Origin of the sequence: Rhodococcus sp. NPDC057014 (genome assembly GCF_042673295.1) — a bacterium.
Taxonomy (GTDB): domain Bacteria; phylum Actinomycetota; class Actinomycetes; order Mycobacteriales; family Mycobacteriaceae; genus Rhodococcus_F.
The window spans coordinates 1-14,591 of sequence record NZ_JBHUSF010000232.1; the positions used below are offsets into that span (position 1 = coordinate 1).

The 14,591-nt window shown below is 70.4% G+C and carries 14 protein-coding genes; 7 read left to right on the forward strand and 7 right to left on the reverse strand.

The genetic code is table 11. The annotated features are described in order from the left end of the window. Positions 1-1,181, forward strand: a 1,181-nt coding sequence (locus tag ACFTZB_RS32310; protein WP_378437830.1) for an alpha/beta hydrolase fold domain-containing protein, incomplete at its 5' end; no start/stop codon positions are given. A 1-nt stretch (position 1,182) separates the two neighbouring features. Here the strand turns inward: ACFTZB_RS32310 and ACFTZB_RS32315 are convergent. Further along, the gene (locus tag ACFTZB_RS32315) at positions 1,183-1,776 is read right to left on the reverse strand and encodes a DUF3000 domain-containing protein (protein ID WP_072942294.1); all 594 of its coding nucleotides are present in this window, start codon (positions 1,774-1,776) and stop codon (positions 1,183-1,185) included. A 161-nt stretch (positions 1,777-1,937) separates the two neighbouring features. Here ACFTZB_RS32315 and hemE point away from each other — a divergent pair, with 161 nt between their 5' ends. Genes hemE through ACFTZB_RS32335 form a run of 4 tightly spaced genes read left to right on the forward strand, consistent with a single transcriptional unit; the run spans position 1,938 to position 7,427 of the window. Next, positions 1,938-3,005: a uroporphyrinogen decarboxylase gene (gene hemE / locus ACFTZB_RS32320; protein WP_378437852.1), complete on the forward strand. Its 1,068-nt coding sequence runs from the start codon at positions 1,938-1,940 to the stop codon at positions 3,003-3,005. Beyond that, entirely contained in the window at positions 3,002-4,363 is a 1,362-nt protein-coding gene (locus ACFTZB_RS32325; RefSeq protein ID WP_378437832.1) for a protoporphyrinogen oxidase, read from the forward strand. Before hemE ends, ACFTZB_RS32325 begins: the two co-directional genes overlap by 4 nt. Positions 4,364-4,367: 4 nt before the next feature. Next, entirely contained in the window at positions 4,368-5,063 is a 696-nt protein-coding gene (gene hemQ, locus ACFTZB_RS32330) for a hydrogen peroxide-dependent heme synthase (RefSeq protein ID WP_378437834.1), read from the forward strand. 15 nt (positions 5,064-5,078) lie between these two features. Continuing rightward, the gene (locus ACFTZB_RS32335) at positions 5,079-7,427 is read left to right on the forward strand and encodes a molybdopterin-dependent oxidoreductase (protein ID WP_378437836.1); all 2,349 of its coding nucleotides are present in this window, start codon (positions 5,079-5,081) and stop codon (positions 7,425-7,427) included. On the opposite strand, the gene msrB is transcribed toward ACFTZB_RS32335, so the two are convergent. The 4 genes from msrB to ACFTZB_RS32355 are packed head-to-tail and all read right to left on the reverse strand — an operon-like array spanning position 7,387 to position 11,616. Then, positions 7,387-7,824: a peptide-methionine (R)-S-oxide reductase MsrB gene (gene msrB / locus ACFTZB_RS32340; RefSeq protein ID WP_378437838.1), complete on the reverse strand. Its 438-nt coding sequence runs from the start codon at positions 7,822-7,824 to the stop codon at positions 7,387-7,389. The genes ACFTZB_RS32335 and msrB overlap by 41 nt on opposite strands. A 57-nt stretch (positions 7,825-7,881) precedes the next feature. Then, positions 7,882-9,213: a glycosyltransferase family 87 protein gene (locus tag ACFTZB_RS32345; RefSeq protein WP_378437840.1), complete on the reverse strand. Its 1,332-nt coding sequence runs from the start codon at positions 9,211-9,213 to the stop codon at positions 7,882-7,884. A gap of 34 nt (positions 9,214-9,247) precedes the next feature. Continuing rightward, the gene (locus ACFTZB_RS32350; RefSeq protein ID WP_378437842.1) at positions 9,248-10,804 is read right to left on the reverse strand and encodes an alpha/beta hydrolase; all 1,557 of its coding nucleotides are present in this window, start codon (positions 10,802-10,804) and stop codon (positions 9,248-9,250) included. A 23-nt stretch (positions 10,805-10,827) separates the two neighbouring features. Continuing rightward, a complete protein-coding gene (locus ACFTZB_RS32355) occupies positions 10,828-11,616 on the reverse strand; it encodes a pyrimidine reductase family protein (RefSeq protein WP_378437854.1) in 789 nt (262 codons plus the stop codon). 34 nt (positions 11,617-11,650) lie between these two features. Here ACFTZB_RS32355 and zapE point away from each other — a divergent pair, with 34 nt between their 5' ends. Further along, positions 11,651-12,667, forward strand: coding sequence for a cell division protein ZapE (gene zapE, locus ACFTZB_RS32360; protein ID WP_378437844.1), 1,017 nt, complete (start codon positions 11,651-11,653; stop codon positions 12,665-12,667). Positions 12,668-12,676: 9 nt separating this feature from the next. On the opposite strand, the gene ACFTZB_RS32365 is transcribed toward zapE, so the two are convergent. Both ACFTZB_RS32365 and ACFTZB_RS32370 read right to left on the reverse strand, forming a co-directional pair. Continuing rightward, positions 12,677-13,207 (reverse strand): GNAT family N-acetyltransferase, encoded by a 531-nt coding sequence (locus tag ACFTZB_RS32365; RefSeq protein ID WP_378437846.1) that lies wholly within the window; start codon positions 13,205-13,207, stop codon positions 12,677-12,679. Further along, positions 13,204-13,545, reverse strand: a complete 342-nt coding sequence (locus ACFTZB_RS32370) for a hypothetical protein (RefSeq protein ID WP_378437848.1) — start codon at positions 13,543-13,545, stop codon at positions 13,204-13,206. The genes ACFTZB_RS32365 and ACFTZB_RS32370 overlap by 4 nt, the downstream gene beginning before the upstream one ends. Before the next feature lie 526 nt (positions 13,546-14,071). Here ACFTZB_RS32370 and ACFTZB_RS32375 point away from each other — a divergent pair. Further along, the gene (locus ACFTZB_RS32375) at positions 14,072-14,560 is read left to right on the forward strand and encodes a 2-isopropylmalate synthase (protein WP_378437850.1); all 489 of its coding nucleotides are present in this window, start codon (positions 14,072-14,074) and stop codon (positions 14,558-14,560) included. Positions 14,561-14,591: the final 31 nt, after the last annotated feature.

The window sequence follows — 14,591 nt, forward strand, 5'->3', positions numbered from 1 at the left end:
CCGGCGCGCCCACCTCGGGGGTCGCCTTTTTCTCGGGGTGGCTGACCACCGAACTCGCACCCCACCTCCTCGCCGTGACCGCCGCCGACGCCGCCCAGCACACCGCCCGTCACGGAACGCGGACCCGCAGCGACCGCGTCGGCCTCGCGCTGGCCGTCGCCTCCGCCGCCGGGCTCGCCGCCGTCATCGCGACCGGCCGGGGCGCCGGAGCCGAAGCCGAATCCGCGCTCGTCGAGACGCTCGGGGAGAACTACACCGACCGCGACCACGCCATCGACCGTCCCGGGCGACCGGTGTGGCGGCAACTCCTCAACCCGTTCTGGATGCGGAACAAGGCCGTCACCCGGGTCCGCAACCTCGCGTACGGGCCGGGCGGGCGCCGGGCCCGCCTCGACATCTACCACCGGCAGGATCTGCCGTCGAAGAGCCCGGTCCTCCTCCAGATCCACGGCGGCGGCTGGGTGATCGGGAACAAGGACCAGCAGGGTCTGCCGCTGATGCTCGAGATGGCCTCACGCGGGTGGGTGTGCGCGGCCGTCAACTACCCGCTGTCGCCGAAGGCGACATGGCCGGAACACCTGATCGCGATCAAGCGCGCCCTGGCCTGGCTCCGGGAGCACGTCGACGAGTACGGCGGCAACCCCGACTTCATCGCCGTCACCGGAGGTTCCGCGGGCGGCCACCTCGCCGCCATGGTCGGTCTCACCGCGAACGACAGCCGGCTGCAGCCCGGATTCGAGGACGTCGACACGGCGGTCCAGGCGTGTGTGCCCTACTACGGCGTCTACGACTTCGCCGGCGACACCGGAATCAAGGCCGTCCTCCAGCGTGTGCACTCCGGACTGATGCCCATGGTGCTCGGCAAGAACGCCATGTTCCCCGACGACTACCGGGCCGCGTCGCCGCTCGCGCACCTCCGGGCGGATGCACCGCCGTTCTTCGTGATCCACGGCACGAGCGATTCGCTCATTCCCGTCGCCGAGGCGCGGATCTTCGTCGACGAACTCCGGCAGGTGTCCGACAACCCCGTCGTCTACGCGGAACTGAAGGGCGCGCAGCACGCGTTCGACGTGTTCCCCTCGATCCGCAGCATCTCGGTCACGCAGGCGGTCGGGCGGTTCCTGGAATGGTCGCGCAGCGCCACCACCGACGTGCCCGCGGCGGGCACGGAATCGGCCTGACCTACTTGCCGCCGAGCGTCTTCAGCTGCGCCACCCCGGCGGGCGGCAGACCGGCCGCGTACGCCAGCACCTCGCAGAACGCCTCGACGTGCGCGGCCAGCTCGACCGACGTCGCCGTCCACGACGCGCGCAGCTCCAGCTGATGCGCATGCGGGGGACCGGCGATGTCGCCGTACCGCACCGACGTCGTCGCGGTCACCGTCCCGCCGAGCGCGTTGAGGGGTTCGTGGCGCGACTCCAGCGCGTCGACGAGCCAGCTCCACGCCACCTCGGGAAGCAGGGGGTCGGACGCCACGGCCGCGTCCAGGTCGGCCTGGATGTAGGCGACGAGCCGCATCGTGCCGTTCCAGGCCTCGTCGCCCTCGGGGTCGAACAGGAGGATCAATCTGCCGAACGCGTCACCCTCGCTCTGCTCGGCGACGACCCCGGTGTCCTCGTGCACGACCTCGGCGCCGACGGCGTAGCTGAACGGCGCGAGTCGTTGCGGGGGCCGGATGGGACCCAGCTCGATGTCCGCGCGGACCTGCGCGGAATTCATCGCTTCGACGGCGGCGCGGAACTCGGCCGGTTCGGCGGGCGATCCCGAAGTCGTCACAGCCCGGGACGTTAGACCCGGACCCACGCATCTCGTCGGAGGCGCGCCGAGCAGGGCCGATCGGCGGCGGAGCCGCGGCATGGCAGCATGAGAGCTGCCGAAATTCGAGCAGGCAGAGAGCGCGAGGACCGATGAGCGGGTTGGAAAGCACCAATGCAGGCATGAGCGAACGGGCGACGTACGCCGCGAGGCGGGTGCTCCCCGACGCGCCCCTCCTGGCGGCCGCGGAAGGCCGCGCTCCCGGCCGGCGCCCGGTGTGGTTCATGCGGCAGGCGGGCCGCTCGCTTCCCGAGTACCGCGAGATCCGGTCGGGGATCGGCATGCTCGAGTCGTGCTTCGATCCGGCACTGGTCTGCGAGATCACCATGCAGCCCGTGCGCAGGCACGGGGTCGACGCCGCGATCCTGTTCTCCGACATCGTGGTGCCGCTCAAGGCGGCCGGCATCGATCTGGACATCGTGGCCGGCACCGGCCCCGTCGTCGCAAATCCGGTCCGCTCGATCGCGGACGTCGCCGCCCTACCCCGGCTCGTGCCCGAGGAGGTCGGCGCGGTCGCGCAGGCCGTGCAGCTGCTCACCGCGGAACTCGGGTCGACACCGCTGATCGGTTTCGCCGGCGCCCCGTTCACCCTCGCGTCGTACCTGGTCGAGGGCGGACCGAGCCGCAACCACGAGCGCACGAAGGCGCTGATGCACTCCGACCCGAAGACGTGGCACGCGCTGCTCGGCACCCTGGCCGACACCACCATCACGTTCCTGCAGGCGCAGTTGCGCGCCGGCGTCGACGCGATCCAGCTGTTCGACTCGTGGGCGGGTGCGTTGTCGTTGGCCGAGTACCGCGAATTCGTGCTGCCGCACTCGGAGCGGGTGTTCGCCGAGGTGGAGAGCGCGAAGGTGCCGCGGATCCACTTCGGTGTCGGAACGGGTGAGCTGCTCGGCGCGATGGGCGAGGCGGGCGCGGACGTGGTCGGTGTCGACTGGCGCATCCCCCTGGACGTCGCGGCGCGCCGGGTCGGCCCGGGCAAGGCGCTGCAGGGCAACCTCGACCCCGCGGTGCTGTTCGCGGGACCGGCGGCCGTCGAGAAGCAGGTGCGCCGCATCACTGCGGAGGCCGACGCCGCGCTCGCCGCAGGCGCCACGGGGCACATCTTCAACCTCGGGCACGGCGTCCTGCCCGACACCGACCCGGGCGCGCTGACCGCGCTGGTCGAGTTGGTGCACTCGCTGTGACCGGGTCGTCGCCGAACGTTCTCGTCGTCGGCGGCGGCATCTCCGGGCTCGTGGCCGCGTACCGCTTGCGGCAACGGCTCGGCGCCGGTGCCCGGATCGTCGTCGCCGACGGCGCGGGGCGGCTCGGGGGCAAGCTGCGCACGGTGGATCTGGCCGGGGAACCCGTCGACGTCGGGGCGGAAGCCTTCATCGCGCGGCGCCCGGAACTGCCGGCCCTGCTCGGCGAACTCGGCCTCGCCGACCAGCTGGTGCATCCGGCGGGACTGCGTCCGCTCATCTGGTCCGAGAACGCTCTGCACCCGCTGCCCGCGGACACCCTCATGGGGATCCCCGCCGACGAGAACAGTCTCCGCGGGCTCGTCGACGACCGGACCCTCGCGCGGGTGGCGGGGGAGCGGGCGGTGCCCCTCGACTGGACGCCGGGCTCCGATCTCGCCGTCGGTGCGCTGGTCGGCGACCGGTTCGGCGCGCAGGTGGTCCGGCGGTCGGTGGATCCGCTTCTCGGAGGGGTCTATTCGGGGCTGGCGGACACCATCGGTGTCCGCGCCGCGCTCCCCACCCTCGCGGCCGCCCTCGACCGCGGTGCCACGAGCCTGTCCGCGGCCGTGGCGGAGGCGCTTCCCCCACCCGCCGCGGGACCGGTGTTCGGGGCGCTGCGCGACGGCTACGGCGTCCTGCTGCGCGCCCTCATGGTCGCCGCGGGCGCGGAGATCGTGCACGAGCGAGTACGCGCGCTCGGCCGCGACGGCGACGGCTGGTCGGCGGACCCGGTGGGCCGGGTGGACGGCGTCGTGCTCGCCGTGCCCGCCCCGCAGCTCGCCGAACTGCTCGCCGGTATCGCACCCCGCGCGTCGGCGGCCGCCGCCGACATCCCGCTGGCCTCCTCGGCCGTCGTCGCGCTGGCGCTGCCCGCCGGCACCGACGTCCCGCAGAACTCCGGGATCCTCGTCGCCACCGACACGCCGCTCGGCGCGAAGGCGTTCACCCTGTCGAGCCGCAAGTGGCCGCACCTCGCCGAGCGGGAGGTCACCCTCGTGCGGGCGTCGTTCGGACGGTTCGGTGACGCCGCCGTCGTCGACGCACCCGACGACGAGCTGATCGCCGCGGCCCGGCGCGACCTCGCGACCGTCGCCGGGGTGTCCGCCGAGCCCGTCGCCGCGCACGTCGAGCGCTGGCACGGCGGACTGCCACAGTACGGTCCCGGCCACCTCGAGCGGGTGGCGGTGATCGAGCAGGAAGTCGCAGGTCTGGACGGTGTCGAGGTGTCCGGGGCGCTCCTGCGGGGGGTGGGTGTACCCGCGTGCGTGGCCGCTGCGACGACGGCGGCTGCACGGCTCTCCGGGCGAGTGGCACGATAGACCCATGGCACGCCTCGACTTCGACGCATTGAACTCTGAAATCCGCTACCTCATGTTCTCGGTGTTCCAGGTGGAACCCGGCGTACTCGGGGACGACCGGGAAGCTGTGATCAAGGAGGCGCGGATCTTCTTCGAAGGTCAGGCCGAGAAGGGTGTCGTGGTGCGCGGGCTCTACGACGTGGCGGGGCTGCGCGCCGACGCCGACTTCATGATCTGGACGCACTCGGCGAGCATCGAGGCACTGCAGGCCACGTACGCCGACTTCCGCCGCACCACCGCGCTGGGTCGTGCGAGCAAGCCCGTGTGGAGCAACGTCGCGTGCCACCGTCCGGCCGAGTTCAACAAGAGCCACATCCCGGCGTTCCTGGCGGGCGAGGATCCGGGCAACTACATCTGCGTGTACCCGTTCGTCCGCTCCTACGAGTGGTACCTGCTGCCCGACGACGAGCGCCGGAAGATGCTCGCCGACCACGGCATGGCGGCCCGCACCTACAAGGACGTGCGCGCCAACACCGTGCCCTCGTTCGCGCTCGGCGACTACGAGTGGATCCTCGCGTTCGAGGCGCCCGAGCTGTACCGCATCGTCGACCTCATGCGCGACCTGCGCGCGACCGAGGCCCGGCTGCACGTCCGCGAGGAGGTGCCGTTCTTCACCGGCCCGCGCGTGGATGTGGAGAAGCTCGTCGCGGCTCTGCCGTGATCTGACACCCGAGAGATGAGTGACGCCGACGGGGCCCGCAGGGCGCCCCGCTACCAGCACATGTCGCACTGGGGCATGTTCGAGGCCGAAGTCGCCGACGGCGACGTCGTCGCCGTGCACCCGTACACCGGTGACGCCGACCCGTCACCGGTGCTGGGCAACCTCGCCGGGTCGGTCCGCACCAAGGCCCGGATCACCGGCCCGGTGGTGCGCCGCGGGTGGCTCGAGAACGGCCCGGGACCGAGCACTTCCCGCGGCTCCGACGAGTTCGTGCCGGTGGACTGGGAAGAGCTGACCCAGCGGCTGGCGAACGAACTGCGCAGGGTGGTCGACACCCACGGCAACAGCGCGATCTACGGCGGTTCGTACGGGTGGGCCAGCGCGGGCCGGTTCCACCACGCGCAGAGCCAGGTCCACCGGTTCCTGAACACCCTCGGCGGTTACACCCGTTCGGTGCACAGCTATTCGCTGGGCGCGACGGGCGTCGTCATGCCGCGGGTGGTGGGCACGCACTGGAAGATGTTCGCCCGCTCCACGTCCTGGAGGCTCATCGCCGAGCACACCGACGTCATGGTGTGCTTCGGCGGCGTCCCCCTCAAGAACACCGGCGTCAATCACGGCGGCACCAGCGACCACCCCACCCGCGATGCCCTCGACGCCCTGCGGCGGCGCGGCGGATCCGTTGTGTCGTTCAGTCCGTTGAGCGACGACATGCACGGCGTCGCCGAACGGCATGCGCCGGTGCCCGGCACCGATGTCGCGATCATGCTGGCCCTCGCGTACGTTCTCGCGACGGAGGGCCTGCACGACACGGCGTTCCTCGCCGGCCACTGCGTCGGCTACGACCGCTTCGAGGACTACCTCCTCGGACGCTCCGACGGTGTCCCGAAGTCGCCGGCCTGGGCGGAGCAGATCTCCGGCATCGCCGCCCCGGACCTGGTGGCCCTCGCCCGGCGGATGGCGTCGGGCCGCACGATGGTGACCGTCACCTGGTCGCTGCAGCGGGTCCGGCACGGCGAGCAGGCCCCGTGGATGGGGGTCACCCTCGCCGCGATGCTGGGCCAGATCGGTCTTCCCGGTGGAGGTTTCGGTCACGGCTACGGTTCCATGAACGAGCCCGGGCTCGCCCCGGTCCCGTACCCGCTGCCCACCCTTCCGCAGGGTCTGAACCCGGTCCGCGACTTCATCCCCGTGGCCGCGGTCTCGGACATGCTCCTGAACCCGGGCGCCCCGTTCGACTACGACGGTCAGCGGCTGACGTACCCGGACATCAAGATGCTGTACTGGGCCGGCGGCAACCCGTTCCACCACCATCAGGACATTCCGCGTCTGCGCCGCGCACTGGCCCGGCCCGACACGATCGTGGTCCACGACCCCTACTGGACGCCGATGGCCCGGCACGCCGACATCGTCGTCCCGTCCACCACGTCGCTCGAGCGGGCCGACATCAGCTGCACCCGCAACGATCCGCTGCTCGTCGCCATGCACGCCGCGGTGACGCCGTACGCCGACGCCCAGGACGACTACGACACGTTCGCCGCCGTCGCCCGGAAGCTGGGCGTCGGCGAGAAGTTCACCGAGGGCCGCACGTCGGGGCAGTGGCTCGAGCACCTGTACGGGCAGTGGCGGGACTTCGTCCGCGCGGACGGCGGACCGGCGCCGAGTTTCGACGACTTCTGGACGCAGGGCCACGTGCGGATGCGGACCGAGGACGACCTGATCCTGTTCGGCGACTTCCGGGCGGATCCGGTGAAGTTCCCGCTCGGTACCCCGAGCGGGCGGATCGAGATCTTCTCCGAGGACATCGACGGATTCGGCTACGACGACTGCGCCGGGCACCCCCGTTGGTACGAGCCGGAGGAATGGCTCGGCGGCGCGCGGGCCCGGCAGTTCCCGCTGCATCTGATCGCCAACCAGCCACGCACCCGTCTGCACAGCCAACTCGATCACGGCGGCACCAGCCAGCAGTCGAAGATCCGGGGCCGCGAACCGCTGCGCATTCATCCCGGCGACGCCGCCGACCGCGGACTGACCGGCGGCGACGTCGTCCGGGTGTTCAACGACCGCGGCGCCTGCCTCGCCGGGGTGGTGATGGACGAGGGTGTCCGCCGCGGGGTGGTGCAGCTGTCGACGGGGGCCTGGTACGACCCGCTCGACGCGACCGACCCGGATTCGCTCTGCGTGCACGGGAACCCGAATGTGCTGACCCCGGACGTGGGGACGTCATCACTCGCCCACGGCTGCACGGGCCAGCACGTGCTCGTGCAGATCGAACGCTACGACGGCGAGCTGCCGCCGATCCGGGCGTTCGATCCGCCCGCGATCATTCGCCGGCGGGTTCCAGAACCAGCGAGATCGAATTGATGCAGTACCGCTGATCGGTGGGGGTGGGGTAGCCCTCGCCCTCGAAGACGTGGCCGAGGTGGCTGTGGCACGTCGCGCAGACCACCTCGACGCGGCGCATGCCCAGCGAGGTGTCCTCGCGGAGGACGACGGCGTCCGAGTCGGACGGGTCGAAGAACGACGGCCACCCGCAGTGGGATTCGAACTTCTCGGTGCTGCGGAACAGTTCGGCGCCACAGGCCCGGCAGTGGTAGACGCCTTCCGTCTTCGTGTCGGTGTACTCGCCGACGAAGGGTCGCTCGGTGCCGGCCTGGCGCAGCACCGCGTACTCCTCGGGAGTCAGTTTCTCGCGCCACTCGCTGTCGGAGAGAGCAACCTTCGGGGCGGACTGCGTGGGATCCTGCTGCTGCGAACTCATGGCTCCACGCTAATACGTTTCGCCGATTCCGGCCGTGACGCCCGGTGCGTGACCGGGCTACGTCTTGGCGGCGGCCGACTCGACCTGCGGCTGCTCGTCCGGTTCCGGCTCCCGCGCAGACTTGGGGGCCATCTGCGGTTCGAGCAGGAATGCCGGATCGATGCCCCGATCGAGGCGGCCTTCGCGTCGCGCCGTGACGTAGCGGACGGTGAGCACACCGAAGATGACGAGGAGCATCAGACTCCACCCCAGCGTGGTCTTCATGTACTCGGCGGTCCGGCCGGCCTCGACGAACCGGCTCGACAGCCAGCTGTCGTAGCTCATGAAGCCGTACACGGCCAGCCACGCCGGCCAGTTCCGCATCACCGAATTCTTCAGCACCACCGACATCAGGAGCGGGAACAGCATCATCGAGTAGTACATCTGGCCCAGCGAGCCGAGCAGCCACGACGCGGTCAGCAGAACACCGGACGTGGTGACGACGAAGAACAGTTCGTCGTGGCGGTAGAAGCGGTGGAGCAGCCACAGGGACGAGAGCACGATGGCGGCGAAGACGCCGCGCAGCGCCCAGATCATGCCGGTGGGCAAGCCGTAGTACTTGCCGTTGCCGACGATCGCGCTGTTGAAGTAGTCGCGCGACTCCATCAGGTACGGCACCGTGTGGTGCACGAAGTCCATCGGATCCGCGGACAGCGGCCACGCGACGGCGGTGAGGATCAGGGGGATGCCGATCGCGGTGACGAACACCTTCCACTGTCCGCGCACCAGTGGCAGTAGCAGGAGTGGGGCGAGGATCGGTTTGACCGCGAACGTCAACCCGATGGCGACACCGGACCACATGTCCCTGCGCTTCATGAGCAACACCAGGAACGCGATCTCGCCGAGCAGGACGAGGCCGTTGATGTTGGTGAAGACCAGGGTGTTGGTGACGGTCTCGGACGAGAACGTGGCGAGCAGCAGGATCGGGGCCGCGATCGAGTTCAGTCCCAGGCCGAACAGCCGCAGCAGCAGGTACAGGGCGATCACGATGGCGATCGCGTTGGCGATGATGAACAGCCAGCGGGACTTCTCGGGGTCGATCACCGCGATCGGCGCCATCAGCAGTGTTCCGGACGGCGGATACAGGTAGTGCGGGTCGACCCAGTTGAAGTTGGCGGTGTAGACGGGTCGCCCGTTCAGGAAGGCCAGCGCAGCGTTGTAGACCGGCCGGAAGTCGTCGGTGATGTACCCGTTGACCGCCTTGACGACCACTCGATGCAGCACGGTCATGACGGCGATCGGCCACAGCGCGAAGTTGATTACCTCGTTGGCAGTCCGCCCGGTGCGCGGTTCGAGTTGTCGAAGGAACACCACGGCACGGTACACCGAGATGCCCTGACGTGCGGTCACGCACCCCCTGTGGGTGTCGGGCGGAACACCTCCGCTAGGCGGGGCAGGCGCTGCCGTCCGGCGGCAGCTTCCCGTCCGTGACGTAGGTGACGATCGACTTCTGCGCGCAGTCCGAATGGGTGGCGGGGTGGCCGCTGCCGTGCCACGTCAGCGTCGCCGTCGCGGCGCCCGCGCTCGACACGGCCCCCGTCACCGTCCCCACCCCGGCGTTCCCGACGACCGGGTCGGCAGTGCCGCTGAGCACCAGGACCGGCAGCGTCAGCTCGCCGGGCAGGGCGGGGGGCGCGGTCGCGGGCCAGGACGTGCAGGTGAGCAGGCCGACGGCGGCGTTCGGGCCGAACAGCGGGAATCGTTCGCCCCACAGCTTCTGCAGTTCGCGGACCCGGTCCGGGGCGGGCCACTGCTGGCCGTCCGTGCAGCGGGTGATGAACTGGCCGTCGCTCTCGTAGGCGGCCTCGGCCTGCGCGACCGCCGCGAGGATCGGCGCCGTGTTCCCGGCGAGGGCGGCGGAGACCGCATCCGACAGGGCGCGGACGCGGCCCTGCTGGTCGCCGCCCGCCGCCGCGAGCGACCCGGACACCGCGGTGAGGAGGGCGTTCGCGGACACCTGCGGGATCTGCCCGTTCGCGGCGCGGGTGACGGCGTCCGTCACCGCCGCGCGGGGATCGGCGCCGAGGGAGCAGTTCAGGGCGGTGCACTGGCGGGCGAACGCGTCGAACGCCGCCTCCTGACCCGCCACCTGCTGCTCCGTGACGGTCGCGGCGTCCACGGTGGTGACGGCGGGGGAGTCGAGGACGAGCCGGCCGACCCGGCCGGGGTACTTGGCGGCGTAGCTGAGCGCGACGGCGCTGCCGTTGCCGGTGGCGAGGATGCCGAGCGCGTCGACGTCCCAGGTGCGGCGCAGTTCCTCGATGTCGTCGGCGGCATGGGTGCTGTCGAACGCGAGTTCCTGCGGCTGCAGGTAGTCGGTACACGCGATGGTGGCGTCGCGGCCCAGCGCGGTCACCTTGTCGACCTGGTCACCCGTCCCCGGGTCGAACTGCCCGAGATTCGCCAGGCTGCTGCGGAGCTCCGGGGTGAGGCACTCGATCTCCTGCGAGGCGGCGATCCCGCGGCGGTCCACTGCGACCACCGGACGCGTCGACAGCAGCGACGTCAGGCCGCCGGTGCTCAGCGCTGCGAGCGTCGCGGTCGACGACCGGTCCGATCCCGATGTGAGCACGAGCGGGGCCGCGTTCTCGGGGGTGTTCGCGAGCCGCGCCCGCATCGCGCCCATCGTGAAGGTCCCGGGTAGGGTGCCGCCCTCGTCGACGGCCGCCTCGTAGGAGCCGCATTCGAAGATGAGCCCGGCCGGGGGTGTCGTGCCCGGGCCGAGGGCGCCGAGAGTGCTCTGCGTGCAGTCGGTCCATGCCAGGTCGCTCTTCGGGGTCTGCAACACGGGCGGGGCGGCGTCGGGGTTCTCGGTCTCGGTCGCGGTGGGTTCGCTGCCGCCGCCCTCGCGCTCCACCGCCACGTGCGGGCGGTTGGACGGTCCGGCCCCGCACGCGGTGCACACCACGAGAACCATTGCGAGCAACACCGATCTGCGCATGGCGACCACCCTGCCAGGTTCCCCTACGGGCGGGGCAGCCGCACCCATCGGGTGAGGACGGTGCCGTCGGTGTCGGTGAGGATGTGCGCGGGAGTCATCGCGGTGATCCGGGCACTCGGTGCGGTGGCGACGCGACCGGCGGCTCCGCCGGCGAGCACCGGCGCCGTGGTCAGGCAGACCTCGTCGACGGCGTCGTCCGCGATCAGCTGCCCGAACAGGCTCGGGCCGCCCTCACAGAGCACCCGCCGGTGACCGACGTCGTCCAGCGCCGCGAGCAGTCCTTCGCTGGTGATCTGCCCGTCGCCGGCCGTGACGATCCGGGCGCCCGCGTCGGCGAGGGCACGGATCCTGACGGGGTCGGCGTCGGCGCACGTGACGACGATCGGGGCCACCTCGGTGTCCGTGAACAGGCGGGCCCGCGGGTCGAGGTGGGCGCGGGCGGACACGACGGCGATCGGCGGGACCTCCGGCATCCCCGCTGCCACCCGCCGCCGCCGTCCCTCGGCGCCGATGCGCACCCCGCCGTAGTTCTCCGCCCGCACGGTTCCGGCCCCGACCAGCACGACGTCGGCCAGTTCCCGCAGCGTCGCGAAGACCAGTGCGTCCGCGGGGGTGCCGAGCGCCCCGCTGACCCCGTCGACGGAGACGGCGCCGTCGATGCTGCTCACGAAGTTGACGCGGATCCACGGCCGCGGCGTCCCCGGCGGATATGCGTACAACTCACGCAACGCGTTCGCGGTCGATTCGCTGGACTCCTCCCGGGCGGGCGGACGGTCCGGTGTGAAAAATGTCGCAATATGTACACGGTGCATGTTGGTGATCACAGCACGTGGATACCCTGCTTGTATGCATGCACGTCTTGTCGATCGCAGCCCCGTGGTCCCCGCTGATCAGTTGGTAGCTCAGATGGTGCCCCCGGCCATGTTCGACGAGGTGAGCTTCGCGTCGTACATTCCCGATCCCGCAGAACCCAGCCAGGCCGTCGCGGTCCAGAAGGCGGAGGAGTTCGCGAAGAAGGTCGTGAAGATCCGCAGCGGCGGTCGACGCGGTCTGTTCGGGAAGAAGACGCCGGCCACCGGGGCCGGTCTCTACCTCGACGGCGGCTTCGGCGTCGGCAAGACCCACCTCCTGGCCTCGATCTTCCACAGCGTCCCGTCGCCCAAGGCGTTCGGCACGTTCGTGGAGCTGACGCACGTCGTCGGCGCCCTCGGCTTCAACAAGGCCGTCGAGCAGCTGTCCGACCACAGCGTCCTCTGCATCGACGAATTCGAACTCGACGACCCGGGCGACACCATGCTGGTCTCCCGCCTGCTGTCGGAGTTGTCGGCACGCGGCGTGTCCATCGTGGCGACGTCGAATACGCTGCCCGGCCAGCTCGGTGAGGGCCGGTTCGCCGCGCAGGACTTCCTCCGCGAGATCAAGAAGCTCGGCTCCATCTTCGAGACGATCCGCGTCGACGGACCCGACTACCGACACCGCGACCTGCCGCCCGCCCCGGACCCGATCTCCTCGGAGGAGCTCGCCGAGCGTGCCGACAGCATCCCCGGCGCCACCCTCGACGACTTCGACGCGCTGTGCAAGCACCTCAGCACGCTGCACCCGTCCCGATACAACAAGCTGGTCGAGGGCATCCCGGCCGTGTTCCTGGACGGGGTTCACCCCGCGGAGGACCAGTCGGTCGCGCTGCGGCTGGTGGTCCTCGCCGACCGCCTCTACGACGCGAGCATCCCGGTCACCGTGGCGGGGGCCAAGCTCGACGCGATCTTCACCCCCGAGATGCTGGCCGGCGGGTACCGGAAGAAGTACCTGCGTGCCACGTCGCGCCTGCTGGCGCTCTCGCGTTTCGAGGTCGCGGCGAGCTGACCCGGCTCGCTACAGCGCCCGCTGCATCACGAAATCGTGGTGCAGCTGGGTGCCGACGAGGAACGTCTTCGTTCCGACCTGCGTGAATCCGTGCTTCGCGTAGAAGCGCTGGGCGCGCACGTTCTCCTGGTTCACGCCCAGCCACAACCCGGCACACCCGGCCGCGACCGCGCGGTCGACGATCGCATCCATCAGGGCGGACGCGACACCGGTCCCGTGATTGCCGGGCAGCACGTACAGCTTGCTGATCTCGGTGGTCGGCCGCAGGGTCACGACCCGGCCGACGTCCGGGTCGGCGGGTTCCCCGTCGATCAGCATCGCGTAGCCGACGATCGCCCCGCCGTGCGTGACCTTGAGAACGGTGCGGTCGGGGTCGGTGAGGTACTCGGAGAACCGTTCGGCGGACAGCACGTCGTCGATGAACGTGGCGATGTCGTCCTGCGTCGCCCCGGGCGGGCACGCGAGGGGGAACGTCGCCGCGGCGACGTCGGCGATCGCTTCGGAATCCCAGATTCCCGCCGGGTCGATTTCGACAGTCACAGCTGATCCACCGCGTCCTTCGCTTCCCGAACCGTCATCCCCGTACTGTCCCGCAGCAGACCGATCGCCGCAACGGTGCGGCCGTACTCGACCGTGGCTTTCGCGTGCCGCGCGCCGATTCCGTCCCGCGCGACGAGAAGCTTGATCGCCTCGGTGGTCCGGCCCCGGTCCAGGAGGCACGTCACTTCGCCCCGGGTGGCGTCGTCGAGTTGCCGCCACGTCGATGCGGGATGCAGGTCGGGTGGGGTGTGCGAGCCGCCACGGCAGGACCGCGACGAGACCAGAACCGCGACGTAGACGTGTCCCACCGCGATCACGAACCATCCCCAAGTCGGCATGACCTAAGTAGAACATCTGCCGTCAGTCGTAATTCGGGGCCCACTCGGAATGATCGTCGCGGTCCCGGTCCGGGGCGGGCGCGGGCGTGAGGAGCAGGCGCCCCACCGGGAGACCAGTGCCGCGCACTGGTACGGGTCAAGTGTCAGGGAGGCGGTGCCCGCGGATCGGCGGGCGATATGTCCGAAGGCGACGGTCGGTGAGGTGCCCGGAACAAGACTGAGCCCCAGCCTTGGATGGGGGGTCATGGCTGGGGCTCATTGCCATCGGGGGGTGGATGGCAAGTTCGACGATACATGAGGAATTCCTCACGTTCCAGAAGCAGGGGTAACGATTTCGTCACCCGACCGTCGCCGGCACTACCGCACGCACCGGGGTTGTCTCGTCGGACGGTTGTCGCTTACAGTGTCCTCCATGCAGCGCATCCTCGTAGTTCTCCGCCGTAGCGGGGTCTGACACGGACCGACCCCTCGCTGCGGGTCGTTGAGCTACGCGTTGGTCCTCCCTTCTTTCAGGAAGACCGCGAGAATGAGCGCCAACCCTTCTTTCGCTTCGACCTTTCCCTCGTCCACGCCGGCCGCCGACCCGTTCGCCGCGTGCCACGGCAAGTCGCTGCCGTCGGAACTCCGCACCGAGGCCGCCGGGATGACCTGGAACGCGTTCGACGCCGTCTACGCGCCGTCCAACGGCCCGTTCCGCCTGGGCAGCTGGTCGGAAACGAAGACCGGACCCGGAATGTGGGATTTCGAAGCCACCCTCGGCATCGGCGAATCGATCTGCAAGACCGGTGCGAGCGCGCCCGGCCCGGTCGCCGCCATGACCTCGATGCTGTACGACGCGGGGTGCGCGATGGAGATCCTGTCCTTCCATCAGCACGAGATCGGGCACCGCACCGCCACCTTCCTGCACTGCGAGAGCGCGGGCACCCGGCTCTGGGCGATGGGGATCGGTGAGTCCCACACGGAATCGACTCTGCGCGCGATGATCTCCGGCGCCAACCGGCTTCTGCCCGCCTGACGCGCCCACTGCTCGACCGCATCCGCCTCGA